Source organism: Rhizobium sp. BK399 (genome assembly GCF_014194695.1).
GTDB lineage: Bacteria > Pseudomonadota > Alphaproteobacteria > Rhizobiales > Rhizobiaceae > Rhizobium.
In genome coordinates this window covers 184,538-208,982 of the sequence record NZ_JACIAH010000001.1, presented here as the reverse complement: position 1 = coordinate 208,982, position 24,445 = coordinate 184,538, and the positions used below count along the sequence as shown (strand labels likewise).

General features: G+C 59.0%; 22 protein-coding genes and 1 tRNA gene. 12 read left to right on the top strand and 11 right to left on the bottom strand.

Annotated elements, in window-relative coordinates:
• Nucleotides 1-12 precede the first annotated feature (12 nt).
• From FHT97_RS01095 to FHT97_RS01080, 4 genes are all read left to right on the top strand, one after another.
• Entirely contained in the window at nt 13-984 is a 972-nt protein-coding gene (locus FHT97_RS01095) for a beta-ketoacyl-ACP synthase III (RefSeq protein WP_016553512.1), read from the top strand.
• Nucleotides 985-1,091: 107 nt separating this feature from the next.
• Nucleotides 1,092-1,430, top strand: coding sequence for an integration host factor subunit alpha (locus FHT97_RS01090; RefSeq protein WP_007531489.1), 339 nt, complete (start codon nt 1,092-1,094; stop codon nt 1,428-1,430).
• A 215-nt stretch (nt 1,431-1,645) separates the two neighbouring features.
• A complete protein-coding gene (locus FHT97_RS01085; RefSeq protein WP_183859305.1) occupies nt 1,646-2,188 on the top strand; it encodes a MerR family transcriptional regulator in 543 nt (180 codons plus the stop codon).
• Between the two features lie 122 nt (nt 2,189-2,310).
• Entirely contained in the window at nt 2,311-2,976 is a 666-nt protein-coding gene (locus FHT97_RS01080) for an HAD family hydrolase (RefSeq protein ID WP_348649612.1), read from the top strand.
• A 6-nt stretch (nt 2,977-2,982) separates the two neighbouring features.
• Here FHT97_RS01080 and FHT97_RS01075 read toward each other — a convergent pair whose 3' ends face one another.
• From FHT97_RS01075 to FHT97_RS01065, 3 genes are all read right to left on the bottom strand, one after another.
• Nucleotides 2,983-3,132: a hypothetical protein gene (locus FHT97_RS01075; RefSeq protein ID WP_183751429.1), complete on the bottom strand. Its 150-nt coding sequence runs from the start codon at nt 3,130-3,132 to the stop codon at nt 2,983-2,985.
• Between the two features lie 170 nt (nt 3,133-3,302).
• The gene (locus FHT97_RS01070) at nt 3,303-3,731 is read right to left on the bottom strand and encodes a CAP domain-containing protein (RefSeq protein WP_246712561.1); all 429 of its coding nucleotides are present in this window, start codon (nt 3,729-3,731) and stop codon (nt 3,303-3,305) included.
• A 184-nt stretch (nt 3,732-3,915) separates the two neighbouring features.
• A complete protein-coding gene (locus FHT97_RS01065) occupies nt 3,916-4,299 on the bottom strand; it encodes a hypothetical protein (RefSeq protein WP_246712543.1) in 384 nt (127 codons plus the stop codon).
• A gap of 616 nt (nt 4,300-4,915) precedes the next feature.
• Between FHT97_RS01065 and FHT97_RS01060 the strand changes: the two genes are divergently transcribed.
• The 3 genes from FHT97_RS01060 to FHT97_RS01050 all read left to right on the top strand — a co-directional run bounded on the left by FHT97_RS01060 (nt 4,916) and on the right by FHT97_RS01050 (nt 5,815).
• Nucleotides 4,916-4,992, top strand: a tRNA-Pro gene (locus tag FHT97_RS01060).
• 217 nt (nt 4,993-5,209) lie between these two features.
• Nucleotides 5,210-5,425: a hypothetical protein gene (locus FHT97_RS01055; RefSeq protein WP_183751425.1), complete on the top strand. Its 216-nt coding sequence runs from the start codon at nt 5,210-5,212 to the stop codon at nt 5,423-5,425.
• Between the two features lie 177 nt (nt 5,426-5,602).
• Entirely contained in the window at nt 5,603-5,815 is a 213-nt protein-coding gene (locus tag FHT97_RS01050; RefSeq protein WP_183751423.1) for a hypothetical protein, read from the top strand.
• A 25-nt stretch (nt 5,816-5,840) separates the two neighbouring features.
• Here FHT97_RS01050 and FHT97_RS01045 read toward each other — a convergent pair whose 3' ends face one another.
• The 5 genes from FHT97_RS01045 to FHT97_RS01025 are packed head-to-tail and all read right to left on the bottom strand — an operon-like array spanning nt 5,841 to nt 10,781.
• A complete protein-coding gene (locus tag FHT97_RS01045) occupies nt 5,841-6,134 on the bottom strand; it encodes a helix-turn-helix transcriptional regulator (protein ID WP_183859302.1) in 294 nt (97 codons plus the stop codon).
• On the bottom strand, nt 6,131-7,417 hold the full coding sequence (locus FHT97_RS01040) for an O-antigen ligase family protein (protein WP_183859300.1): 1,287 nt from the start codon (nt 7,415-7,417) through the stop codon (nt 6,131-6,133). The genes FHT97_RS01045 and FHT97_RS01040 overlap by 4 nt, the downstream gene beginning before the upstream one ends.
• A complete protein-coding gene (locus tag FHT97_RS01035; RefSeq protein ID WP_183859298.1) occupies nt 7,414-8,973 on the bottom strand; it encodes an undecaprenyl-phosphate glucose phosphotransferase in 1,560 nt (519 codons plus the stop codon). Before FHT97_RS01035 ends, FHT97_RS01040 begins: the two co-directional genes overlap by 4 nt.
• A 56-nt stretch (nt 8,974-9,029) precedes the next feature.
• Entirely contained in the window at nt 9,030-10,199 is a 1,170-nt protein-coding gene (locus FHT97_RS01030; RefSeq protein ID WP_183859296.1) for a glycosyltransferase family 4 protein, read from the bottom strand.
• A 6-nt stretch (nt 10,200-10,205) separates the two neighbouring features.
• On the bottom strand, nt 10,206-10,781 hold the full coding sequence (locus FHT97_RS01025; RefSeq protein WP_183859295.1) for a polysaccharide biosynthesis/export family protein: 576 nt from the start codon (nt 10,779-10,781) through the stop codon (nt 10,206-10,208).
• A gap of 193 nt (nt 10,782-10,974) precedes the next feature.
• On the opposite strand from FHT97_RS01025, the gene FHT97_RS01020 reads away from it, so the two are divergent.
• Complete coding sequence (locus FHT97_RS01020) at nt 10,975-13,119, top strand: Wzz/FepE/Etk N-terminal domain-containing protein (protein WP_183859293.1); 2,145 nt, start codon at nt 10,975-10,977, stop codon at nt 13,117-13,119.
• Here FHT97_RS01020 and FHT97_RS01015 read toward each other — a convergent pair whose 3' ends face one another.
• A complete protein-coding gene (locus tag FHT97_RS01015) occupies nt 13,120-14,319 on the bottom strand; it encodes a GNAT family N-acetyltransferase (RefSeq protein ID WP_183859291.1) in 1,200 nt (399 codons plus the stop codon).
• 118 nt (nt 14,320-14,437) lie between these two features.
• Nucleotides 14,438-14,647: a DUF2842 domain-containing protein gene (locus FHT97_RS01010; RefSeq protein WP_007801121.1), complete on the bottom strand. Its 210-nt coding sequence runs from the start codon at nt 14,645-14,647 to the stop codon at nt 14,438-14,440.
• A 113-nt stretch (nt 14,648-14,760) separates the two neighbouring features.
• On the opposite strand from FHT97_RS01010, the gene FHT97_RS01005 reads away from it, so the two are divergent.
• The gene (locus tag FHT97_RS01005) at nt 14,761-15,864 is read left to right on the top strand and encodes a COX15/CtaA family protein (protein ID WP_183859289.1); all 1,104 of its coding nucleotides are present in this window, start codon (nt 14,761-14,763) and stop codon (nt 15,862-15,864) included.
• 186 nt (nt 15,865-16,050) lie between these two features.
• Complete coding sequence (locus FHT97_RS01000; RefSeq protein ID WP_183859287.1) at nt 16,051-16,884, top strand: NYN domain-containing protein; 834 nt, start codon at nt 16,051-16,053, stop codon at nt 16,882-16,884.
• Between the two features lie 56 nt (nt 16,885-16,940).
• Here the strand turns inward: FHT97_RS01000 and FHT97_RS00995 are convergent, their stop codons facing one another.
• On the bottom strand, nt 16,941-19,787 hold the full coding sequence (locus FHT97_RS00995; protein ID WP_183859285.1) for a ribonuclease E/G: 2,847 nt from the start codon (nt 19,785-19,787) through the stop codon (nt 16,941-16,943).
• 636 nt (nt 19,788-20,423) lie between these two features.
• Between FHT97_RS00995 and FHT97_RS00990 the strand changes: the two genes are divergently transcribed.
• On the top strand, nt 20,424-21,689 hold the full coding sequence (locus tag FHT97_RS00990; protein WP_183859283.1) for an N-acetylmuramoyl-L-alanine amidase: 1,266 nt from the start codon (nt 20,424-20,426) through the stop codon (nt 21,687-21,689).
• Between the two features lie 242 nt (nt 21,690-21,931).
• Nucleotides 21,932-24,379: a penicillin-binding protein 1A gene (locus tag FHT97_RS00985; protein ID WP_114712272.1), complete on the top strand. Its 2,448-nt coding sequence runs from the start codon at nt 21,932-21,934 to the stop codon at nt 24,377-24,379.
• Nucleotides 24,380-24,445 lie beyond the last annotated feature (66 nt).

Sequence of the window (24,445 nt, the reverse complement as noted above, 5' to 3'; positions counted from 1 at the left end):
GGTTTAAGCATTATGATCCGTTCAGTTGTTCGCGGGTTCGGAGCCGCACTTCCGAAACGCGTTATGACCAATCGCGACATGGAAGATGTCGTGGACACATCAGACGAATGGATTGTCCAGCGCACGGGCATCCGCCAGCGTTACATAGCCGGTGAGGGCGAAACAACATCGTCGCTCGGCGAAGCTGCTGCGCGCGCGGCGCTCGATAGAGCCGGTCTGACACCAGCCGACATCGATGTCATCATCTGTGCCACCTCGACGCCAGACAACACGTTCCCGGCGACCGCCGTCAACATTCAGAACCGGCTGGGCATGCACCATGGCTTTGCGTTCGACGTGCAGGCCGTTTGCACGGGCTTCGTCTATGCCGTGACGACGGCTGATGCCTACATCCGCGGTGGCCTTGCCAAGCGCGTGTTGGTGATCGGTGCCGAGACCTTCTCGCGCATTCTCGACTGGAACGACCGAACCACCTGCGTCCTGTTCGGCGACGGCGCTGGCGCGATCGTCCTCGAGGCGGCGGAAGGCGAGGGAACTACAGCCGATCGCGGCGTGCTGACGGCGCACCTGCGTTCCGATGGCTCCCACAAGGAGAAACTCTACGTGGATGGCGGCCCTTCGACGACGGGCACGGTCGGCAAGCTTCGCATGGAGGGCCGGGAGGTCTTCAAGTATGCGGTCGGCATGATCACAGACGTCATTGAGGCCGCGTTTGAGGCTACGGGCACGACTGCCGACGATCTCGACTGGCTGGTGCCGCACCAGGCCAACCGCCGTATTATCGACGGCTCCGCCAAGAAGTTGCATATCGCCCCCGAGAAGGTAGTCATTACGGTTGATCTTCACGGCAACACCTCTGCCGCGTCAATTCCGCTCGCGCTGGCAACGGCTGCTGGGGATGGCCGGATCAAGGAAGGCGATCTGGTCATGCTGGAAGCGATGGGCGGCGGCTTCACCTGGGGCGCAGCACTCCTGCGCTGGTAAGCCAAAAATCCAAAAAACTACCGACGAACAAGAGCTTGACCGTGAGGCGCAAGACAAATACTCTTTGTTCGCTTTCATAATATAATTGGCAAATGGGCGGGGAAACCATGACCGGAAAGACAGTGACGCGAGCAGACCTGGCGGAATCAGTTTTTCGTAAGGTCGGACTTTCGAGAACCGAATCTGCTGAGCTCGTGGAAACTGTCATTGACGAGATTTGTAACGCGATCGTCCGCGGCGAAACCGTCAAGCTCTCGTCCTTTGCAACTTTCCAGGTGCGCGACAAGAACGAGCGCATCGGCCGTAATCCGAAGACCGGCGAGGAAGTACCGATCTCTCCCCGCCGCGTCATGACCTTCAAGGCGTCCAATGTCTTGAAGACGCGGATTCTGAAGGCGCATACGCTGCGCAAGACCAAGCAGAAAGCTGCCAATCCGGCTTCTTGATCGAGCGCAGCACGGGGGCACTCCTCTCGTTAAGCGGCGACGAGTTCCAATATTTCCTGAACGATCTGTGCGGTATTCAAGACGTGACTTGAATTCGTGGCGTCAAACCGTTGAAATATGATGAGTCGCGGCTCGGTTCTGACGTTCGTGAGACATCAGCTGCGCTTATCAGCCGAACGGACGCGCGGCGCCCCAAGACCGCGTAGGGAGTAAGGATGTTGGATAAGAGCCCCGATGCTTTCCGCACCATCAGCGAGGTGGCGGACGACCTAGACCTTCCACAGCATGTCCTGCGCTTCTGGGAAACGCGGTTTCCGCAGATCAAGCCAATGAAGCGTGGTGGCGGTCGACGCTACTACAGGCCCGAGGATATCGATCTCCTGAAGGGCATCCGCCACTTGCTCTATGATCATGGCTACACCATCAAGGGCGTGCAGAAGCTTCTGAAGACCAATGGCAACAAGTTCGTCATTGCGATCGGCCATGGAGACCTTGCAAGCGTTCAGGCGCTGACAGGCGGTCAGCAGGACGGTGGCGATTCTGGCGAGCCACGGGTTGGAATGTCGGATGAGGATCAGGTTGTCGGTCGCGCGAAGCCGCCGATCACACGTCGCTTCTTCAATTTCGGCGCTGGCGATGAGGATTCGCCCGAAGTTTCGATCGGCAAGTCGAGCGTCGGCAAGGAGGACCGTGCTTTGCTGCAGGAGGCACTCTACGATCTTCTAGAATGCAAGCGCCTGTTGGATCAGGTTCGCTGATCGATTCGCCGCTACGCGTCAGCCACCCTACATGGGTTCGCAGCCCATTCTTTCGCGAGCAGTCCCGTATCGGAACCGCAGCGCCTCGTTCGATATTCAGTCAGCCTCAAGGAAAATCTCTCGTGACCGCGTCTCATTCAGTTCCCGGCAAGTACTATGACGCCTTCCTGTTCGATATGGATGGCACCCTCCTGAACTCTATTGCCGTAGTCGAACGTGTCTGGAGTGAGTGGGCCGTGCGGCACGGCTTCGAGCCGGAGGTTTTTCTCAAGACGATCCACGGCATTCGGGCATCCGACGTCATCCGCCAGTTGGCGCTACCAGGCGTCGATCCGGAATATGAGGCAAGCCAATTGCTGAAAGAGGAAATGGACGATGTGGGAGGCATCGTCGCGATCCCAGGTGCCGTCGATTTCCTGAACAGCATTCCGCCGTCGAAGTGGGCGATCGTAACCTCAGCGCCGATCGAACTCGCGAAGCGCCGCATGACGGCGGCTGGCATTCCGACGCCGGTGGTAATGGTGAGCGGGGAAGAAGTGGCAGCCGGAAAGCCGAGCCCCGAATGCTATTTGCTGGGCGCCAAGCGCCTCGGCGTTGATCCGACAAAGTGCCTGGTGTTCGAAGATGCCGTTGCCGGAATTCTCGCCGGCGAAGCAGCCGGAGCCGACGTGACTGTCATTACCGAAACGCACACGACGCCGTTTGCAACCCCACACTTTTCAATCCCGGACTACCGCGGCTGGCGTGTGGACGTCGGTCCCGACGGCCGCGTTGCACTGCTCGAATAGACGCTGCTACTGCTTGCGCTGCGGCGCCTGCTTTACCATGCGCTCGTAGGCGGCAAGCATCTTTGCCTTCACCGAACCCAGTGTCCCGAGTTCGTGCCCGCAAGTGAAGCAGACAAGGACGTCGGTGTCGACCGGCTCGGGTCGTTCGAATTTCATTCGGGTGTTCCTGCACTTCGGGCAGGGGATCTCAATCTGCATGTTTTCGTCCAGAGTCTCGCGTTTTGCAGGTCTCTTATTCGGGCCTGCTTATTCGAGCAAGCCTTTTCGACCGACTGCTCACACTTGCAGCTTCTCGCCTTCGTGGACCGGTCAAGGTCGATGTAACGCTACTGGCAAGCGAAGAAGGTCGAGTAGCCTGCGACAACCGACACCCCCGCATATCGCAGGTTGGGTCGAAGCAGGTTTGTGTTGTGGCCCGGCGAACGCCTCCATCCGGAAAACAGCTGCTGCGGGGTCAGATATCCATGACCGACGTTCTCTGAACATACGATGCTGAGCCCAGCGGCCCTGGCTTGCGCCGATCGCTGTCGAAAGCCGTCGTGGCTGATGTGTCGCCGCGTTGCCTGATACTGGCTGTGCTGCCGCGCCAAGGCTTTCAACGTGCCATTCGCAGCCAAGGGAGATAGGCCACGGCTCGTCCTGTAGGAATTGATCAAAGCCAGTGTCTGAGCACCGAAATCGCCTGTAGCAGACGGCGGCTGCGCCGCACCTAGGCATGCCAAACTTAGAAGCGCAACTGCTAATGCCTGTAGCATTTTCATGGTCGGATTTCTCCTGGTGGCAACGACTCGCCTTTGGCGAGCCGCTGCAAAGGAGACACAACGAGAGCGATCCTGGCAACCCGCAACAACGAATTAGGTCACGCAATGGAATTCGATCGGACATATGCAGGCAGCTGGCCGAGATCGAATGCCGTCGGAGGTATTCGAAGGATGAGCTTCAGATGATGACGCCGTTCTGTCGGCACAAATCGTTGAAGTTTGTCTTTGCGTTGCCTTGGGCGGTGAGAGTAAACGAGAAGCCGGCTCTCCCCGCCGGGCTGGTGTTTCTCAAAACGCCAGCGAAGGGCTCCCCGCCGGTAAAGGCGCCAGCCTTGTTTTTGGAGTTTACTACACCGCAAACGGAGACGACCCCCGGCTGTGTCTGCGTTGCCATTATGCTGGCGAACGTCGCAGTGGTGGGATCTTTAAGAAACTTTCGAGTTCCGTCCTGAACGGCGGCCGTCTCACCCTCTGAGAGCGTGTAGGGGATTGGTTGGTCGCGCGGAGTGACCGCCGCGCAAGAACTAAGCAGCAGTACCCCAGCCATCACGATCTTCCTCATGTCGTCCCCCAAGTGAATCGCGGAAATTTAGTGGTTTCGCTCATGGAGGATTCTATTAAGTAATTGCTAAGGCAAGCCATGATTTCGATGTATAGAGATTGTGTCTCAGCTGGAATTCCAGACGCTGTTGCGTCATCGGAATTCGTGGTTCCCTCAGCGAAGTCCTCATCCCGAAAGCCATTCATCTACGAAGGAACCGCCTCGATCGCGGGATTGCTGCTCGAATCCCAAGCCACCTCTACGGTACCTGAGGTCTGAAACATCGTGAGACGAAGGTCCGATGTTCGTCCGCTTATTAGAATCTATATTTCTCCCCACTGGCGTCAGTTTTTCTGCTGCTGGAGAACTGGAGGGCTGGGGCATCCGGTTCGCATGATCGAAGGACGGAAAGCGGAGAGCGAGCAACAACGCTCTCCGCTAGTTTGTTTGTTTTCATCGGACGCCGCATCAAACCTCCGGCCCGCCCAAATCGATTTCACAGCGATCAGAAACGAATGGCGTCAAGCATGCCCGCCTTTTTTCCACACCGCTCTTCCCGTAATATTTCCTGACGATCGATTTTTCCCTTGCACCAGAAATCCCAAAAGACTAACAGGATCAGGCCGTTTCGGCAGGTCGGGGCGTAGCGCAGCCCGGTAGCGCACTTGACTGGGGGTCAAGGGGTCGCTGGTTCGAGTCCAGTCGCCCCGACCATTTACACTAACCTTCGGCACCCCCAGAAGCCGGAAGGTATCTCTCCAACTCATGACTAGTCTTGTAGAAGAATGATGCGTCGAGCGGCACAACCGTGCTCTTCTGACTGCCTACCAATCTTTGCCAGACCTATTGCTGTCAGAAATTTGTCTTGGTAGCTCGAAAAAATATTAGTTTTCGATAATATACATCCGGCAAAAACATTGGTGGGTGACGGATGGCCAACCGCGAGACGAGCGAAACATGCAGGGAAACCCTGTCTGAGCCCTTTGCGACACTTGTCGAGAAGGCTACATCCTCGGGCTGGCCAGAGCACGAAGTTGCGCTGGCACTGAGCGATTTGGCCGAAGCCTATGTCTTCAAAGTCACCGCCAGGGTCATCATTGAGGGCTCGATCCAGTCAGAGCTTGCCTCAGAGCGGCTGAAAAACTGAGGCTGCAGCTTTTGGGACAAGCGCGTTGGTTCGCGTCATCACATATATGTTTCAAGCCGAAATGTTCGGTTGATAAATCGCCGGTCGGCGCGCATAGTGACCGCATCGTCGGCTATGGATGGGCGCCCGACGACAACGTTCCTGGTATCGACAGCCCCTGACGGGACCCGTGGCTTCATGCTTAAATCCCCAGTTCTTCCACGTGACCTGCCGCTTTTCTCGGACGATCTCGATCTTCTGTCCGGGGTGCTTGACGATGTCTGCAAAGACCGGAGGCTCGAGCGAAATACCTCGGCTGCCGAGGCCATCGGTGCGCTTCTGATCCAACTCTACCGGCAGGGGGTCAAGGATCAACGCAAGCTTGCGGCGCTCGCCAAGGCCTATTTGTAATTTGGAGCTTTGAACTACCGATGAGCTAGTCGTCGTTTGCAGCGTTGAGGTTTTCCGGGCGGATACCCTCATCGACTCCGGTTCGCGCTCTCAGCCTGACGCCCGGTCCACCTTCGTCATGATTGCCACTGGCAATGAAGATGATGCCTGCTGCCTCCAGCGCTTGCTTGATCGCGAGCAGCGCATGCGGCTCGCCGCCCTGCTCGTCGCGCTCCATCGTTTCGACTGTAGCAACAGGCAGACCGGATGCGGCTGCCAGTTCCTCGATGCTCATTCCGGTCATGGCGCGGGCGCCGCGCATTTGAGTCGCTGTTATCATAGATGAGAGACTAGCGCGCCGTCGCTTGTTCGCAAGCCCGATATGCGGCGCGCACCCGCAGGATTGCGCTTATGGCGCTCCTCCAGCGCCGCGCAACCCCACACGATGCCGAAAAGCAGGTAGACATGCCGCCAGTGGTCAATGTCGATGACGTTACCGATCGCGGCATGGCCAAGCACCCCGATCCAGGCGATCATCAAATACGGCTGCCAGGGACGATCCCTGAGAAGGTTTTTGAATCCGAGATAGATCGTGCAGCAGAGCATGGCGACATAGCTGACAAATCCGAGCCAGCCATAGCTCGTTAGCGACTTCAGCCAGATGTTATGTTCGTCCTCCGGAAACATCGTACCGAAGACCAGCGGCCCGATGCCGAGGGGACGCTCCATCATCATCGTAAAGCCGATGCGGTGACGATCGAAGCGGCCGAGGTGCTCACCATCGTATTGCTGTACCAGCTGGGCTCGCGACGAGAAGAGCGCATTGACCTTCGGGAACTGCAAAGCAACGACCAGCGACGCTACCAGCAACATGATTGCAGCGAGAGACAGGATCAGGATGCGCAGGCGGAACGCTCCGCTGCGCTCCTTGAGCAGCATACAGAAGACTAGAATGACAATGCCGAGAAGGAAGAGGCCCCAAGCCGCGCGCGAGAAAGACAGAAACACACCAAGCGCAAGGATCAGCAGCGCGAAGGCCTTGATCGGTGCCGTTCTCAACTTGCCAGCAAGAATGCCGTGGACGAGATAGAGCGACGGTGGGACCAAGAACGGACCAAAGACGTTCGGATCCTGGAAGGCGCCCTTGGCGCGATCGTAGAGCGTGAAAACCTCCGCCCCTGGAAAGGCGTGAAAGTAGCCGAGAATTCCAAGGAGTGACGTGAAAACGGCGGCGAATGCCCAGGCATTGAAGATCAGCGGCAGACGCCGATGGCTTTCCTCGACAATTGCCGCATAAAAGATAGCCGTCAGTGCGAGGAAACTCGAGACCGCGACATACATCGGTCCGGTCCCCAGATCCTTCATCTGCGTCAACGACAGCATGCCACCGACGTTGAAAGCAAGTAGCAGAGCCAGAAGCGGCGCTGTGAATCGCGAAATTCTGAGACCAAGGATGAACCATATGCCGAGAAGCGCAGCCATCCAAAGTTCGTAAGGCGCCGGCTCGTTGATAACGAAACCTGAGAGAAAGACCCCGAAGGCGACCATTGCGGAACCAATGAGGCGCAGGGTCGCCCGCTGTGGCTGAGCAACGCGCGAATGTGTCGCCTCGACCGCGCTCAATAGGCGTTTTCCGTGTTGAACAGCCGGAAAGGCGTGAGAAGGAGGATCTTCAGGTCGAACCACAGCGACCAGTTCTCGATGTAGTAGAGGTCATAGGCCGTGCGGAACTTGATCTTGTCGTCATGGTCGACCTCTCCCCGCCAGCCATTGATCTGCGCCCAGCCGGTGACGCCTGGCTTCACGCGATGGCGGGCGAAGTAGCCCTCCACGACCTCACCGAAAGGACGATCCTTCGCCTGGGCAAGCACGGCATGCGGACGCGGCCCGACAAGCGACAGATCGCCCGTCAGCACATTGAAAAGCTGGGGCAGCTCGTCGATCGAACTCTTGCGGATGAAGCGTCCGACTGGCGTGACGCGCGGATCGCCTTTGGTGACGGCGGCGCGGCCGGTGGGATCGCCCTTGTCGGCGTACATCGACCGGAATTTGAAGATGTTGATGATCTCGTTGTTGAAGCCGTGGCGCTTCTGTCTGAAAAAGACAGGCCCCTTGGACGTCAGCTTGATGGCAATTGCGGTTGCCAGCATGATTGGCCAGAGAAACGCCAACGCGAGCAGTGCAAAGAAAATGTCGAAACAGCGCTTGGCGACCGAGTCCCAGTCGCGGATCGGTTTGTTGAAGATGTCGAGCATCGGGACGGAGCCGATGCGTGAATAGGCGCGGGGACGGAAACGCAGTCGATTGGCGTGGGCGGCCAGCCGGATATCGACGGGTAGCACCCAGAGCTTTTTCAACAGTTGCAGGATACGGGCCTCCGCGCTCAGCGGAAGGGAAATGATCAGCATGTCGATGCGCGTGATGCGGACGAACTCGACGAGTTCCGCGACCGTTCCAAGCTTCGGATAGCCGGCGACCATGATCGGTGACCGTTTCTCACCGCGGTCGTCGAAGATGCCGCAGATTCGGATGTCGTTGTCGGCTTGCTGTTCGAGGACGCGGATCAACTCTTTTGCCGGTTCTCCGCCACCGACGATCACCGCCCGGCGCTCCATGACGCCGTTGCGCGACCAGTTGCGGATGCCGTAGGCAATCAGGAAGCGAGCGGCAAGCAGGAAGATTGCACCGGCAATGAACCAGGCGATGTAAGCCTGCACCTGTGGCCATCCGACATTTCCAAAGAGCACACTGGCCGCCGTGCCGATCATGAGGACCAACGTCCACACACCAAAGACGCGGGGGAGCAGTCGCATACGGGTGCGTAGCGCCGGGATGGAATAGGTATCGGCCGTCTGGAGTCCAAAGACAAGTAAAGCCGCAATAGCAGCGGCGGCGGTGGCTCGCGCTGAAAGGGTCTCCGCGCCGCTCCCGGGCCAGAGAAGATAGACAAGCAAGCCGATCAGAAACTGCGACACAAATTCGAACAGTCGGAACTGACCGATGATGATGGCCGGCGAGCGGTTTCCGGCGCTGAATTGCTCGGCGATCTGACGCGCATAGGTATTGATCGGCTCCGGCCGAACCTTCTCATCCGCGTCTTCGCCGCGCCGATTGATGTCAGAAACCTGCTTGCGCAGCGCCTCCAGATCAAACTGATCGCTCTTCTCTGCCTTGTTCATGAGGCTACCGCCGCTGGTTATCAAAACGGCATTAGCAGAAAGCCCCTAAGAAACTTTTACGAAGCAACCGCAACAGCTTGCTTGGATTCGGAATCGAGGAGGTCGTGGTACAGTTTCAGGACATCGTTGGCCATAACGGAGGCCGAAAAGACCGATTTGACTCGTTCCGTCGAGGGCATGGCCGCATCGTGCCAGCCGGGGATGCGAATTGCATCAGCCATGACGCGTGCAAGGTCGTCGGCATCCTCGGGGTTGACGAGGGCGAGGCTGTCTCTTCCCAAAGCCTCAGGAATACCGCCGACGCGCGTGGCAATGATCGTCTTGCCGGCACCCAAGCCCTCGAGGACGATGTAGGGCATGGCTTCCGCCCGAGACGGAACAACGAGATTTTGGGACATGGCGAAAGCCTGTTGAACGCGCATTGCCGGCAGCATGCTGATCCGCTTGCCCAAGCCACGCTCGATCATCATATCGCGGTACCTGTCGCGATCCGGTCCGTCGCCGATCATTACGGCCGACAGCGGACGACCGAGGATGCGCTCGGCTTTCGCGAAGGCTTCCACAAAGAGATCGGGACCCTTAAGGTCCCGAAGCATGCCGACATAGATGTAGTGGACAGCATCCGAACGGGTCGGGATGAGTTCGAAGTCCCGCTCGGCGATCCCATTGTAGATCAGTCGGGTTTCTGTTCGCGGTCGCCCGACCTTCTTCGTGTAGGAATCACGCTCGTATTCGCAGATGAAGACGAGGGCGTCGGTGAAATACTCCTGCAAGCGCTCCATGCGGAGCACGAATTGCCCGACGAACGATCTGCGGGAATAATGCAGGCTCCCGCCATGCGCAGTATAGAGGCGGGCTACGCGATACCTGTTCACCCGCAGGGCTGAGCCGGCAAGCCGCGCGAGCACACCGCCTTTGGCGCCGTGACCGTGCAGCACATCCGGCCGCAAACTTTTGATGTTCTTGTACGTATCCCAGATCACCCCGATGTCGGAGAAGCTGACGTGCCGCCGCATGGGCATGCGCGTCAATCCCATCGAAAGAAAGGGACGAATGTCATCGAACAGGCGATCTTCGTGCTCGCCGCCCGTCGAGCTGTCGCAAAGGATTCCAACCTCGTGTCCCGCTTTGCTGTGCTCCAGTACGAGGTCGCGGACATGCCGGAAAATTCCGCCGACCGGTGACCTGAAGCAATGGAGGATGCGGAGAGGGCGCTGTTCGGTCATTGAGGATCAGAACAGTCGTTCACGAACGTAGATCGTGTCACCGGCGATGATCGCCGACGAGATGTTGACGCGACCGGTGAGTACCTGCCCGTTAATCTTGCGGGTCACGTCGACGGCGCCTTGATTGGCACGCGAGCTGAAGCCGCCGGCAACGGCGACGGCGTTCTGCACCGTCATCCCGGGGACGTAGGCATATTGGCCGGACTGGCCGACTTCCCCCATAACGAAGATCGAGCGGTAGCGGTCGACATCGATCGTGACATCGGGATCACGCAGGTAGCCTTGCCGGAGTTTCTGGGCAATCTGGCCCGAAAGCTGCTGCAGCGTCCGCCCGCGGGCCGGAACCTGGCCAACAAGCGGGAAGGCGATGTAACCAGCCTGGTCGATCGTGTAGGTGTTGGTCATGCTCGGTTGATCGAACACGGTAATGCGCAGCCGGTCGCCGCTGTCCAGCGAATAGGGCTGGATCGTCGCCTGGTTGAAAGCCTGAGGCGCCGGCTTGTAGCTGTTGCAGCCGCTCAGGACCGCGGTCATGGCGGCGAGGCTCAGAGCCATCAGGAACTTGGGCTGTGCGAAAGGCATCGCGTCTGCTCGTAGAAAAACGAATTCGGTCTCAGCCGTTATCAATCCGTTAGGGTTAATGGTCGGTAAAAACCGGCGATCTTTTTTAGCATCGACGAGTGCGACGTGTCGCCGGAATGCGGGAGCAAGCATTAACCGTTGGGTTACTATAGTCATTTACCCTCGCGGCCACGTTTGTTCTTGGAGTACAAGCATGTCCGGCGTATCGGGTAATCAGGATGTGGACATCGATCTCGGGCAATTAGTCCGCGCCGTTTGGGCACGCCGGCTGAAGGTTCTGGCAATCACCGCGTTGGGGGCAGGGGTCGCCTTCACGGGCGCAAAGATGATCTCGCCGAAGTACCGAAGCGAAACGCGCATCCTGATCGAGCCGCGCGCACCGGCCTTCGCCAATGCCCAAGCAGCCGATGCCAACGCCGGTCCATTGCTGGACGAACTCAACATTGCGAGCCAGGTGCAGCTACTCCAGTCGGCGGACCTCATCAAGCAGGTTATCAATAGCCAGAAGCTATATGATCTGCCGGAATTCGATGCGGCCGCGAACGGCTCGGCGCTGACAGATATTCTGGTGGCTCTCCACCTCAAGAAAAATCCCTATGAAAATCCCCCCGAAGAGCGCGTGATCGACGCGTTCACGGAGAGGCTGCAGGTCTATCAGGTTCCGGGGTCGCGTGTAATCGGCATCACCTTCACCTCGAAGGATCCGAAGCTTGCGGCAGTGATCCCGAACGCGATGGCGGCGGTCTATCTTGCTACCCAGAGCGGCGCGAAACTAGCCTCGAACTCCGAGGCGACACGCTGGCTGGAACCAGAGATCCAAAACCTCCGCCAGAAGGTAAATGACGCCGAGCAAAAGGTCGCCGAATATCGTGCCGAGCACGGCCTGTTGCCGACCAACGGTGGGGCGAATTTTCCAACGCAACAATTGAACGATATTTCGGCGGAGCTGACTCGCGTCCGCGGAGATCGTGCCAATGCCGAGGCGCGCGCCCAGTCGGTGCGCAATGCTCTCTCGGCCGGCGAGGCATCCGATACGTTGCAGGACATCATGTCGTCTCAGTCCATGCAGCGGTTGAAGAGCACGGAGTCAGGACTGCAGTCCCAGATCTCAGACCTGCAGACATCGTTGCTCAACAACCACCCGCGTCTGAAGAGCCTTCGCGCCCAGCTTTCGGATATCAAGGCGCAGATCCGGCAGGAGACGCAGAAAATCCTGGCGAGTATTGAGAACGAAGCGAAGGTCTCCGCTGTCCGCCAAAAGGAACTGGAACAGCAGGCCGACAAGCTCAAGGCCAACAGCGCGCAGGCCGGCGAAGACGAAGTCGGTCTGAACGCCTTGACGCGGGAAGCCGCGGCTCAGCGCCAGCTTTTGGAGACCTACCTGTCTCGCTATCGCGAGGCGGCTTCGCGTGCCGACAAGAATTCGAGCCCGGCCGACGCTCGCGTTGTGTCGAAGGCCATCCAACCTGTCGACCCTTATTTCCCCAAACTTGTGCCGATCGTCATTGTCGCTGCCTTGGCAACTCTTATCATGACCTCGATCACGGTCATGCTCGCCGAACTCTTCAGCGGACGGGCACTCCGTCCGGTAGGGTCTCCTGAGGAGGACGCGCGCGAGGAAGCCGACGAACCGACAGCGACGAGTGTTCTCCCGAAGCGGATCGCTACGCCGAGCCTGCTGGCAACGCCCGCAGACGATGAGCCGCCGGCCGAAACGCAAGAGGATGAACCGGTTGTCGAGGCGAGCGAGTTCTCGATCGCATCCGTGTCCGACTACCTTCGCGGCAGCAGGGCGCCTCTGGCAATTGCCATTTCACCGACCGGTGACGACGGATCCGCGGCGACCGTATCACTTGCCCGCAAGTTGGCGGAGGATGGCTCGCGTGTCATTCTGGTCGACATGACAGGCTCTGGCCTGCCGACCGACCTAATGGCCGAAGATCGCAGCATGCTTGGCATAACCGACTTGCTATGCGGGGATGCGGCCTTTGGAGACACAATCCACGGCGATAGTCGCTCGGACGCACACTTCATTCCGCAGGGGATTAGCGATCCGCATCGGGCAATGCGCGGCGCCGCTCGTCTCTCGCTTCTGCTGGACGCTCTGGTCTCGGCCTACGATTTGGTGATCGTGGAATGCGGCGCCGCTGATGTCGCCGGCGTTTCGCGCCTGACGCAAAGCAAGGACGTCGAAATCATCCTGTCGATGCCCGAGATCGTCGAACAGGAGTTCGTCACGGCCATGACCGAGTTCGAAGCGGCAGGCTACGAACGTGTGGTGCTGATGTCCGATGGCAGCGAGCCTATCGAAAGTGCGCTGTCGCAGCGTGCCGCCTGATCAAACACGGATTGCCCGGCGTATGCGTTGCGCAACGCGGTAAATCTTCGCGCGAGACTTGATGAAGGCTTTGCCTCTCGTGATCGCGCGATGCACCACACCACCGACACTACCCCTTAGGGAAAGCGGCAGAACGAGGTCATAGTGCTCGGTCTCCACAGGCGCCCAGGAGCGCTTGTAGCCCTGGTCGCCAAGGCCGAAGTCGAACAGGCTGACACCCTTGCCGTGCTGACCGGCGATCATCTGCCAGAATAGGAACTCGCCGGGGCTTGCCTCTGCCGCCACACTCTCATCGATCGCGCTGAGCTGGCAGATGACGTGGTCTCCCTTGCGCGAAATACCGGCGATCGCGGCGATATGGCCATCATGCTCGCCCTTCAAGCGGATCGCGTGCATCTCCAATCCCACCATGGAGTTCTCGCGTTCGCGGATGTCGATTGCGCCATGCAGGAAGGTTTTCGTTGCCTGATCTGCAAACACGTCCGGCAGGCCGAGTGCCTGAAACCGCTCGCTCTTCTGTGTGAAGAAACGATCGAGCAACTTATGTTGTTCATCCGCCGTGCCGCCGGCGACATAGTCGAATCCGCCGAGCGCCTCCAGGCGTCTCAGTTGGGTTCGGAACTTCTTGCGCCGTCCCTTCGCATTCAACTGTTGGACTGTTGCTTCCATGTTCTCGAAAAGGGGAAGCTGGTAGGCATGGTTCTGGTTTTGCACCATCGGCAACAACGCCAAGGGACTACGGCGGCCCCGCCATTCCAACGGGATGTTCTGCAGCAAGAGAAGGTCGGCACGCCCAATCAGCGCCCGACGCAGCAGCCCTGCGAACTTTTCCGGCTCGAGATCCTTGGCCAGTTCGATGAAGCGCGTTGTGAAGAGACCAGTGTTGATATTGCTGTGATCGGCAGCGATGAATCTCGCGGTGCGGAACCCATGAAACCTGTTGATTTCCACTGGCAGAATGAATGCTGTTTCCGCGCCAAGCCTGCCCCAGACAATTGACAACGGGTTCACATGGGCTTTGGCCCAGGACATGCACCAGTCGATGCCCTGATGCAGCGAATTCAGATTGTCGCGATCAAGCTCCCGCCAACGCACTTCCAGTGGTGCCAGACTGTCCAAGACGGTGATTTCGAGTTCGCAACCGTCGGACTCTGCTGAATGATGCGGTCTATCTGGAACAGGAAGCGTTTGCGCCTGCACGGTCTCTCTCCGGTCTGACTTGCCGGAGCGGAGAATAGGGCGGCGGGGCATCCAATTCGTTTATGAGAGACGTGGCACCGTCCTTTCCATCGATCAGGGTTATCCCGGCGTTAACGGCTCACTGCTGCTTCGGTCCGGCCATCCATTTGATGATGACCATGGCGGGGAGCACCCATAACAGGCCGGTCAGGAAAAAGTAGAGGAGTTGCCCCCACCATGGCGCGTTGCCGAGCGTTGCAACGGCAATCGTGTTTGCGAGCACCGCATAGGCGAGTACGAGCACGACAATCAGGATCGTACCGATGAATTTGCGGAGGCGGACTGGCATCAAATATCTTTCGCAGTGGTGTTCGGATTGCCGCGACGGCATGCCGCAAAGGTTCAGGGCTTGTTTTGCATGAGCTGCTCAGGCAAATCAACTGCCGGAAGTAAGGAGCAGCCATGGCCATCGCGAACTTGAGCACTGAACAGCAGATCCTGCGCGAGATCCGCCGGCAGGACGGCAATCGCCGCGCTGTCCGCATCTGGCTGGGCTTCGTGCTCCTGGCATTGTTCTGTCTGGTAATCGTCGGGGGTGCCACTAGGCTAACGAATTCGGGCCTGTCGATCACCGAGTGGAAGCCCATCCACGGCGTCATTCCGCCTCTGAACGCCGCCGAATGGGAAGAGGAATTCAAGCTCTACCAGCGCATTCCCGAGTATCAGCAGATGAACAGCGGCATGACCGTTGACGAATTCAAGGGCATCTTTTGGTGGGAGTGGGCACACCGGCTGCTCGCGCGCGGCATTGGTGTCATCTTCGCACTGCCGTTATTGTATTTCTGGATCACGGGTAGGGTGGAGAGACGGCTGCGCTGGCCTCTTTTCGGGATCCTGATGCTGGGCGGTCTGCAGGGCGCGATCGGCTGGTGGATGGTATCGTCGGGGCTTTCGGTCCGAACCGACGTCAGCCAATACAGGCTGGCCACGCACCTTGTGATGGCCTGTCTGATCTTCGCCTCCTGCATGTGGATCATGCGGGGTCTCGCACCGCACTCCGACGACCCGGCGCCTACGCGGAGCTCGTATGTCTGGGCGGGCGCAATTGCGGCGTTTGCGCTATTCCAGATCTACCTCGGCGCACTCGTAGCGGGCCTCGATGCCGGCTTTACCTACAATACTTGGCCGTTGATGGATGGTGCCCTCGTGCCCTCCGACCTGTTGATACAGCAACCGGCCTGGATCAATTTCTTCGAGAACCCAAAGACGGTGCAGTTCGTTCATCGACTGGGGGCCTATACCCTTTTCGCGCTGACGCTTGTCAACATGATCATTGCTCTGACCGCTGCGCCGTCCACGACCCATGCTCGGCGCGCCGTCGTCCTGTTTGCACTGGTGACGATACAGGCGGCGATTGGAATCGCTACCTTGTTGCTGGAGGTCCCGCTTCATTGGGGGCTGCTGCATCAAGCAGGAGCGCTTGTGGTTTTTGGTTTCACGATCGCCAACTGGCGGGGTTTCTGCGGAGAGTATCCGCGAGAGACCATGATTTCCGAGCGCGAGTGAAACGCGCTGCCAGGATCTGCGACGACCTCACCCTAACGCTGGAAGCGGGATGGACGTGCCGCCTGCCTCGTGAGGAAGAGACAGGCGGTCGACGTGTCATTTACTAACTTTATTACTAATAGTTGCGGGCAGTAGTTGGCTGGTTGATGCTGGGCGCCGGTCTATCACGAGAGACTGGAGCTATGAATGCCCGAGCGCCGTACGCCGCGACTTGCCGTGCTTATTGATGCTGATAACACTTCTGCAAAAATCGCCGCCGGCTTGTTCGAAGCGATCGCTAAGCTTGGCGAGGCAAGCGTGCGCCGCATCTATGGCGACTTCGCCAGTTCCTGCTCAAAAGCGTGGAACGACGTGCTGGTGCGACACGCGATAATCCCTCAACAGCAATTCGCATACACCACGGGCAAGAACGCTTCCGATATTGCGCTTGTCATTGACGCCATGGATCTCCTGCATACCGGCCGCTTCGATGGGTTTTGTCTTGTTTCCTCGGACAGCGATTTCACCCGATTAGCCTTGCGGATCCGTGAGCAAGGCCTCGATGTTTTCGGGTTTGGTGCGCAGAAGGCCCCTGAGAGTTTCCGTCAGGCTTGCCGTAGATTTATCTATACTGAGAACCTAGTGCCCACGGCATCATCAAACGGCACTGAGGCGACGCAAGCGCCCTCGCTCCGCCAGCCGAGTGCAGCGACGCCCGTTATCAAGAAGGTCATTGCGCAGATGGAGAGTGAAGATGGATGGGTATCGCTCAGTGCAGTCGGAGCGCAACTCGCAAATCTGGCGTCGGACTTCGATCCGCGGACATATGGCTTCCGGAAGCTAAGCGATCTGGTCAAGAAGACGAATTCATTCGACATAGATCATGTGGATGGGAAGCCGCTCCGCATGCGGACGAAAGCAGCAGTTGCCGACAAAAAGAACGGACACTTGGGCGCAACTGTGCCGTCAAAAGGCCATGTCGCATCTCGCGATGCTCCTCGCGATAACGCAAGCAATGCATCGAGCGCGCGGTTGACATAAAAAATCCGGCTGCGTCGCCGCAGCCGGACTGTATTACTTATCACCGAATATCCATCTTAGAAAAAACCGCGGCGCTGCCACCAGCCAGCTTTCTTCGGCTTGTCGCCTTCGCCCTCCGCAGCATCGCCGCGGGTCGACTTAACCGTCGGTTCGGACGAGGAGATGTTCGACTCTCTGTTGGCGCGGACAGGCTTTGCTTCCTCTGCGGCCGGCGTTGCGAGGTCTGCGGCCGCGGCCTCGACTTCAACATCAGCCTCGACAGCCGGTGTCGTCTCCTCTGCAACTTCCACAACAGGCTCTTCGACCGGCGATGCCTTGCGGCTTCGACGTGCGCGCTTCGGCTTCACGTCCTCGGTAACCGACGCGCCCGTCTCGACGGCGGCCATCGCCGGCTGAGCCTCGACGGCTTCTTCGGCGGTAACCTCGATGACTTCGGCAGCGGTCACTTCTGTCTCGCCCTCTCCAGCATCATCACTTGCCAGCTCGGCCTCAGAGCCCGCCTGCTCGCCGCCTTCCTCGCGGTTGCGGCGACCGCCGCGCTTGCCACGACGACGGCGCTTGCGGCGCTGGGTCTCATCACCTTCTTCACGCGCCTCAGAGGTGGCAGCAATGCTCTCGTCGCCTTCATCCTCGTCATCACCGTCGGTCAGGTCGCCTTCTTCCTCAGCGTCGGCCGACGTGTTGTCAGCGGCTACCGCTTCGCCATTGCCGTTGCGGCCCCGACGCCGACGCCGACGCTTGCGCTTGCGGCCTTCGCCATCGCCCTCGGTGCGCTGTGCCGGACGTTCCGCAGCAGCCGGCTTTGCTTCCAGTTCTTCTTCTTCCTCCTCGTCGACTTCGACAACTATATCGTCGTCCTCGTCATCGGGGATGGCGGCAAAGTTGAACAGGCTCTCGATCTTGACCGGGTTCTCGACCGGCTCGCCACGGTCGATTGCAAAGTGCTGCGACCCAACCGAGCCGTCTGCATCGACGATGATCGCGACACCGAAGCGGGCTTCGTAGTCAACGATCGTCTGGCGCTTATGGTTGAGCAAATAGAGCGCGATATCAGGCGTCGTGCGAACCGTGATGTCATGCGTGGTGTTCTTCAGCAGGTATTCCTCGATACCGCGCAGGACATGCAGGGCAACGGAAGACTGCGAACGCACGTGGCCGGTACCGCCGCAATGCGAGCAGACCTGCGTCGTTGATTCGAGAACGGAAGCGCGGATGCGCTGGCGCGACATTTCCAGAAGGCCGAAGTGAGAGATGCGACCGACCTGAATGCGGGCGCGATCGTTCTTCAGGCATTCCTTCAGCTTCTTCTCGACGGCGCGGTTGTTGCGCTTTTCTTCCATGTCGATGAAGTCGATGACGATCAGACCGGCAAGGTCGCGCAGGCGAAGTTGACGGGCGATTTCTTCCGCCGCTTCGAGGTTCGTCTGCAGCGCGGTATCTTCGATCGAGTGCTCGCGCGTCGAACGGCCGGAGTTGACGTCGATCGAAACCAGCGCTTCTGTCTGGTTCATGATCAGATAGCCGCCCGACTTCAGCGTCACCTGTGGCTGCAGCATGCGATCGAGCTGCGCCTCGATGCCGGAGCGCGAGAAGATCGGATGGATGTCGCGGTACGGCTGAACCACCTTGGCGTGGCTCGGCATCAGCATCTTCATGAAGTCTTTCGCTTCACGATAACCTTCTTCGCCGGCAACGATGATCTCGCTGATATCCTTGTTGTAGAGATCGCGGATCGAACGCTTGATGAGCGATCCTTCCTCGTAGACGAGGCAGGGAGCGGTCGACTGCAGCGTCAGCGTGCGGACGTTTTCCCACAGACGCATCAGATATTCGAAGTCGCGCTTGACCTCGACCTTGGTGCGGTTTGCACCTGCGGTGCGCAGGATGACGCCCATGCCCTGCGGCACTTCGAGCATCCGAGCGATTTCCTTCAGGCGCTTGCGATCCTGCGGATTGGTGATCTTGCGGGAGATGCCGCCGCCACGCGCCGTATTCGGCATGAGGACGGAGTAACGGCCGGCCAGCGAAAGATAGGTCGTCAGGGCGGCACCCTTGTTGCCACGCTCTTCCTTTGCCACCTGTACTAGCAGGATTTGGCGGCGCTTGATGACTTCCTGGATGCGATACTGCTTGCGCGGCTTGCGCTGGACGCGATCGGGAACTTCTTCCATCGCGTCTTCGGCGCCGACGGATTCGATCACTTCCTCTTCATGGTCGTGATCGTCGTCATCGTCATCGTCGCTGCGACGGCGGGCGTCGACCTCTTCGGAGATCGAGTCGGTTTCGACCATCGCGGCCATCTGGCTACCAGAGGAGCCTTCGTCGTCGTTGTCGGCGGCCGCTTCGCTGGCAGGCTCGTCGCTTGCAGGCGCTTCAACAGCAGGCGCTGCCTTCTTGCGGCTGCGGCGGGGCTTTGCCTTCTTGGCTGGCGCTTCCTCGGCAACTTCCGCAACGGCCTCGACCGTCTCGGTTGCTGCGGCAGGGTCTACTTCAGGAGCTGCTTCGGCTGCCGGCGCTTCGGCGACCGCCGCTGCGACGCCAACGTCAGGCTGTTCCTGAGTGGAGAGATCGACCGGCGCCGTCTCGACGTGTTCTACGTCGTCGTCGCGGCGATGCTCTTCGGCTTCGGCGCGAAGCAGGGCCTGACGATCGGCAAGCGGGATTTGGTAGTAGTCGGGGTGGATTTCGGCAAAGGCCAGGAAGCCGTGCCGGTTGCCGCCGTAATCAACGAAGGCTGCCTGCAACGAGGGTTCGACCCTCGTTACCTTTGCGAGATAGATGTTGCCGCGGATCTGCTTCTTGTGCTGTGACTCGAAGTCAAATTCTTCTATGCGGTTTCCGCGAACGACAACAACGCGCGTCTCTTCCTCGTGAGACGCGTCGATAAGCATCTTGTCTGCCATGTAAGGTGTGCTCCTCGGCGCGGTCGAACGTCGGCATCCCCTCGGGTCGATGAGACAGGAGGGGTGCGGCTCGTCAATGCGGCGCCGGATAATGAAAGTCGCGATTGGTGCGGTGTGGAAAGCAGCAGCCAGACAGCAGCGGGGGAGACGTTCTCCCGGGGCCTGTAGACTTCAGATAAAACCTGCTGCGACACCATCAAAGACCAAGCGAGATCAACAAAACTAAGACCTTGTTCAGGTCCGATGAGTTTGCTCTCTCTGTAAAGAGCGGTTGGTGGCTATCCCACCGATGAAGTTCCCGCATACGCAGGAAAATTCAGGATCCAATTTCGAGTGGAAACACATAAGACGGCGGACGATTGCCGGTTGTGGCGCCAGTTCCCTTGCGGTTTGGCTGCCGTGCAGGCGACTCTATCCCGTCAGCACTTCTACCCTAAAAATCCTTGTATGTTTTCTCTGTCACAATAGCAAGGGAAAAGCCAAATGTGCCATAATATTGATGGATTTTGGAAGGCATACAAAATCGGGGATTAAGGGCGCCGATTCGGCTCCATGGCCGCGAACGGCGCCGGTACCGGCGAATTCGCGTTTACCGGGAGAACTTGATCGGAATGATATTTAAGGTGTGGCGGTCGATTGTTTAAGAGGGTACGACCCGCGTCGGTGATATCCGGATGGCGGAAAACGAGTTTTGCCGGCGCGGTGGCCGTTGCTGCGGCCGCAATGGCCTTTGCGTTTCCTCCACCGGCACGAGCAAACGAGATGACAAAGGTCGATCCGCTGCTCGCCTATGGCGCCCGCATCATCGGCGATGACGCCCGGACTCGCATCGTTATCGACTTCGATCGCGCCCCGGATTTTTCGATTCATTACATCGCCAATCCCGAACGCGTGGTGATCGATCTTCCGGCGACAGCTTTCGGCTTCCCGGCGGGCGATCTCGAGGCGAGGGGCCTTTTCAAGGACATCCGTTACGGAAAGATGGATGAGGACAGCGCCCGCATCGTGCTGACCGCCAAAAAACCGGTGAAGCTGGAAGTGGCCAAGGTTCAGGCGGATGACGACGGCAAGGGTCATCGCCTAGTCCTCGACGCCGCGATGACCGACAAGGATAAGTTCGCCGACCTCGTCAAGGCTCAATCATGGAGCGATCCTTCACCCCAACCGACCACCGGGGCAATTCCGGCGCCTGAGAAGCCGGTCAACGGCGATTTCATTATCGCTGTCGATGCCGGCCACGGAGGGATCGATACCGGCGCAATTGGCGTCGATACCAAGACGCAAGAGAAGGACGTAACGCTCGCTTTTGCCAAGGCACTGGCCGATAGACTGAATCGGGAGACTGGCATCAAGGCGTTTCTGACCAGAAGTGACGACTCGTTCCTGTCGCTATCCGAGCGCGTGGAGATTGCCCGCCAAAACCACGCAGGGCTATTCATTTCGATGCACGCTGATACCTTGAAGCAGAAGGACATTCGCGGCGCGACGGTCTACACGATTTCCGACAAGGCCTCGGACAAGCTCGCAGCCGATCTCGCCGACCGCGAAAATCTTTCAGACCAGATTGCCGGCAAGGAGACCGTGGCCGAACCTCCTGAGGTCGCGGATATTCTGCTGGATCTGACGCGCCGCGAAACGCAGGCTTTTTCGATTTCCTTGGCGGAGAGTGTACTCACGTCGTTCAAGGATCAGGTGGGGACAATCAACAATCCTCATCGCCATGCCGGTTTCCGCGTTCTGCAGGCGCCGGATGTCCCGTCTATCCTGTTGGAATTGGGCTTCCTTTCGAACAAGGACGACGAAAAGCTCCTGCTTGATGATGCATGGCGGGGAAGGATGGCAGATCTGCTGACGGAGGCAGTCAAACACTACCGCACGGCGATGGTTGCAAATGGTGGCTGATTGCGGCCGTGGCGCAGATGTGACACTTGCTGGGGTAACGCGATTTCAATGTGGGAATAGCGCTTCAAGGCCCTATTTTACTCACATTCACGCCGTTACTCAGCCTTGTGTTTCCATCGATGAAACTGAATTGGCTTGTGGCGAAAACGCTCATGGAGTAAGTCGCCCAACGTGCAAGATGCCCGATCCCTGCGATTGTTACGCTCGCGCCGATCGATGATTGAGATACCGGTAGCTTAAATATGATTAGACTTCTTGGATATTTCTTCGGAGTGGCTTGCGTCCTGTTCCTGGGCGTAGCGGCTATTGTTGCCGTTTATTTGGCAACCGTCACGAAGGATCTTCCGGACTACGCAGTGCTGAGTAGCTACGAGCCACCGGTAACGACCCGCGTCCATGCAGGCAACGGCGCGCTGATGGCGGAGTATGCCAAGGAGCGCAGACTGTTCCTGCCGATCCAGGCAGTCCCGGATCGCGTCAAGGCTGCCTTCCTGTCTGCTGAAGACAAGAATTTCTATCAGCATCCCGGCATCGACGTGACTGGCTTCGCTCGCGCAGTGGTCGCCTATCTGACCGGCGGCCCGACCCAGGGCGGCTCGACCATCACCCAACAGGTCGCCAAGAACTTTCTGCTTTCCAGCGAGCAGACGATGGAGCGCAAGGCGAAGGAAGCGATCCTCTCCTTCCGTATCGAGCAGGCCTACAGCAAGGACAAGATCCTCGAGCTGTACCTGAACGAGATCTTCTTCGGTCTGAACTCCTACGGCATCGCCAGCGCGTCGCTCACCTATTTCAATAAGTCGGTGAACGAACTGACGATCGCTGATGCGGCCTATCTTGCGTCGCTGCCAAAGGGGCCGGCCAATTATCATCCCTTCCGTCATCCCGAAGCAGCGGTCACCCGCCGCAACTGGGTCATCGATCGCATGGTCGAGAATGGCTATGTCAGCCAGTCCGATGGCGCCGAAGCCAAGAAGCAGCCCCTTGGCGTGACCGGTCGCAGCAGCGGTCCCTCGCTCTTCGCATCCGGCTATTTTGCCGAGGCAGTCCGTCGCCAGCTGATCGAGCAGTACGGCGAGAAGATGCTGTACGAAGGCGGTCTGTCAGTCCGCACGTCGTTTGATCCCGAGCTACAGGTCTTCGCCCGCAAAGCCCTTCAGGATGGTCTGACGAATTATGACGAGCGCCGTGGCTTCCATGGTCCGATCAAGCAGATCGACACTGCGGCCGATTGGGGCAAGGCGCTTGCCGATATTCCGGCACTGACGGATGTCCCCGAATGGCAATTGGCTGTTGTGCTGGCTGTCTCGGACGACAGCGTCGACATCGGCCTGCAGCCGCCCAAGGACGGCGCGGGCAAGATTCCGTCCGAGCGCGAGCGCGGGATCATCGAGGCCAAGAACCTGCAGTGGGCATATCGCTCCGCTACTGGCCGGAAGACGGCGAAGTCGCCCGAAGGGGTCCTCTCCGCCGGTGACGTCGTCTATGTAGAGCGGCTGGGTGCTGAGGGCTCCAATTCTTACCGGCTTCGCCAGCCGCCAAAGGTCGAGGGCGGCCTGGTGGCGATGGATCCGAAAACGGGTCGCGTGCTTGCCATGGTCGGCGGCTTCTCCTATGCGCAATCGGAATTCAACCGTGCCACCCAGGCGATGCGCCAGCCGGGATCGTCCTTCAAGCCGTTCGTATACGCGGCGGCCATGGACAACGGCTACACACCGGCCTCGGTCGTTAGCGACGATCCGCTCTCGATCCAGACGGGCAATGGCCAGGTTTGGGCGCCAGATAACTACGAAGGCGAGGGTGGTGGCGCCAACACGCTTCGCTTCGCTATCGAGCACTCGCGCAACCGCATGACCGTTCGCCTCGCCAACGACCTCGGCATGAATGTCGTTGCTGAATATGCCGAGCGCTTTGGCATCTACGATCACATGATGCCGGTTCTCGCCATGTCCTTGGGTTCCGGCGAGACGACGGTGTTGCGCATGGTGTCGGCCTATTCCGTCATCGCCAATGGCGGCAAGCAGATCAAGCCGACACTGGTTGACCGCATCCAGGACCGCTACGGACGCACGATCTTTAAGCACGAAGAGCGCGTTTGCGAGGGCTGCAACGCCAGCGACTGGCAAAACCAGGACGAACCGAACGTCGTCGACAATCGCGAAACCGTTCTCGATCCGATGACCTCGTACCAGATCACCTCGATGCTGCAGGGCGTCATCCAGCGTGGCACTGCAGCCGGCAAGATTGATCTCGGCGGTCGTGATGTCGCGGGCAAGACCGGGACGACCAACGACGAGAAGGATGCGTGGTTCGTCGGGTTCACGCCGGACCTCGTCGCCGGTCTCTACATCGGGTTCGACTCGCCCTCGACCCTTGGCCGTGGCGGCACCGGCGGCTCGCTGTCGGCGCCGATCTTCAATGAATTCATGCAGACGGCCGTCAAGGACATGCCCGAGTCGAAATTCGTTATTCCTGCCGGGATGAACCTCATCCCGATCGACCGCAAGACCGGTATGGCAGCCGCGCAGGGTGATCCGAACACGATTATCGAAGCCTTCAAGCCCGGCACCGGTCCTGCCGACAGTCTGTCGGTCATCGGGATGGACAACGCTATGGCACCTGAGGAGATTCTGCGGACCTCTCCCCAGGCCAATCAGGCAGTTCAGTCCGGCGCCGGCGGCCTTTACTAAGTCTTCCCCGAACTCTTGTGGCGGCTGCGGCTCTTTACATCCGCAGCCGCCACAATTATCTGACGG

Coding starts and splice junctions, on each gene's coding strand:
- FHT97_RS01095 (WP_016553512.1), top strand. CDS start 13: ATGATCCGTTCAGTTGTTCGCGGGTTCGGAGCCGCACTTCCGAAACGC.
- FHT97_RS01090 (WP_007531489.1), top strand. CDS start 1,092: ATGACCGGAAAGACAGTGACGCGAGCAGACCTGGCGGAATCAGTTTTT.
- FHT97_RS01085 (WP_183859305.1), top strand. CDS start 1,646: ATGTTGGATAAGAGCCCCGATGCTTTCCGCACCATCAGCGAGGTGGCG.
- FHT97_RS01075 (WP_183751429.1), bottom strand. CDS start 3,132: ATGAAATTCGAACGACCCGAGCCGGTCGACACCGACGTCCTTGTCTGC.
- FHT97_RS01070 (WP_246712561.1), bottom strand. CDS start 3,731: ATGCTACAGGCATTAGCAGTTGCGCTTCTAAGTTTGGCATGCCTAGGT.
- FHT97_RS01065 (WP_246712543.1), bottom strand. CDS start 4,299: ATGAGGAAGATCGTGATGGCTGGGGTACTGCTGCTTAGTTCTTGCGCG.
- FHT97_RS01055 (WP_183751425.1), top strand. CDS start 5,210: ATGGCCAACCGCGAGACGAGCGAAACATGCAGGGAAACCCTGTCTGAG.
- FHT97_RS01050 (WP_183751423.1), top strand. CDS start 5,603: ATGCTTAAATCCCCAGTTCTTCCACGTGACCTGCCGCTTTTCTCGGAC.
- FHT97_RS01045 (WP_183859302.1), bottom strand. CDS start 6,134: ATGATAACAGCGACTCAAATGCGCGGCGCCCGCGCCATGACCGGAATG.
- FHT97_RS01035 (WP_183859298.1), bottom strand. CDS start 8,973: ATGAACAAGGCAGAGAAGAGCGATCAGTTTGATCTGGAGGCGCTGCGC.
- FHT97_RS01030 (WP_183859296.1), bottom strand. CDS start 10,199: ATGACCGAACAGCGCCCTCTCCGCATCCTCCATTGCTTCAGGTCACCG.
- FHT97_RS01025 (WP_183859295.1), bottom strand. CDS start 10,781: ATGCCTTTCGCACAGCCCAAGTTCCTGATGGCTCTGAGCCTCGCCGCC.
- FHT97_RS01020 (WP_183859293.1), top strand. CDS start 10,975: ATGTCCGGCGTATCGGGTAATCAGGATGTGGACATCGATCTCGGGCAA.
- FHT97_RS01010 (WP_007801121.1), bottom strand. CDS start 14,647: ATGCCAGTCCGCCTCCGCAAATTCATCGGTACGATCCTGATTGTCGTG.
- FHT97_RS01005 (WP_183859289.1), top strand. CDS start 14,761: ATGGCCATCGCGAACTTGAGCACTGAACAGCAGATCCTGCGCGAGATC.
- FHT97_RS01000 (WP_183859287.1), top strand. CDS start 16,051: ATGCCCGAGCGCCGTACGCCGCGACTTGCCGTGCTTATTGATGCTGAT.
- FHT97_RS00995 (WP_183859285.1), bottom strand. CDS start 19,787: ATGGCAGACAAGATGCTTATCGACGCGTCTCACGAGGAAGAGACGCGC.
- FHT97_RS00985 (WP_114712272.1), top strand. CDS start 21,932: ATGATTAGACTTCTTGGATATTTCTTCGGAGTGGCTTGCGTCCTGTTC.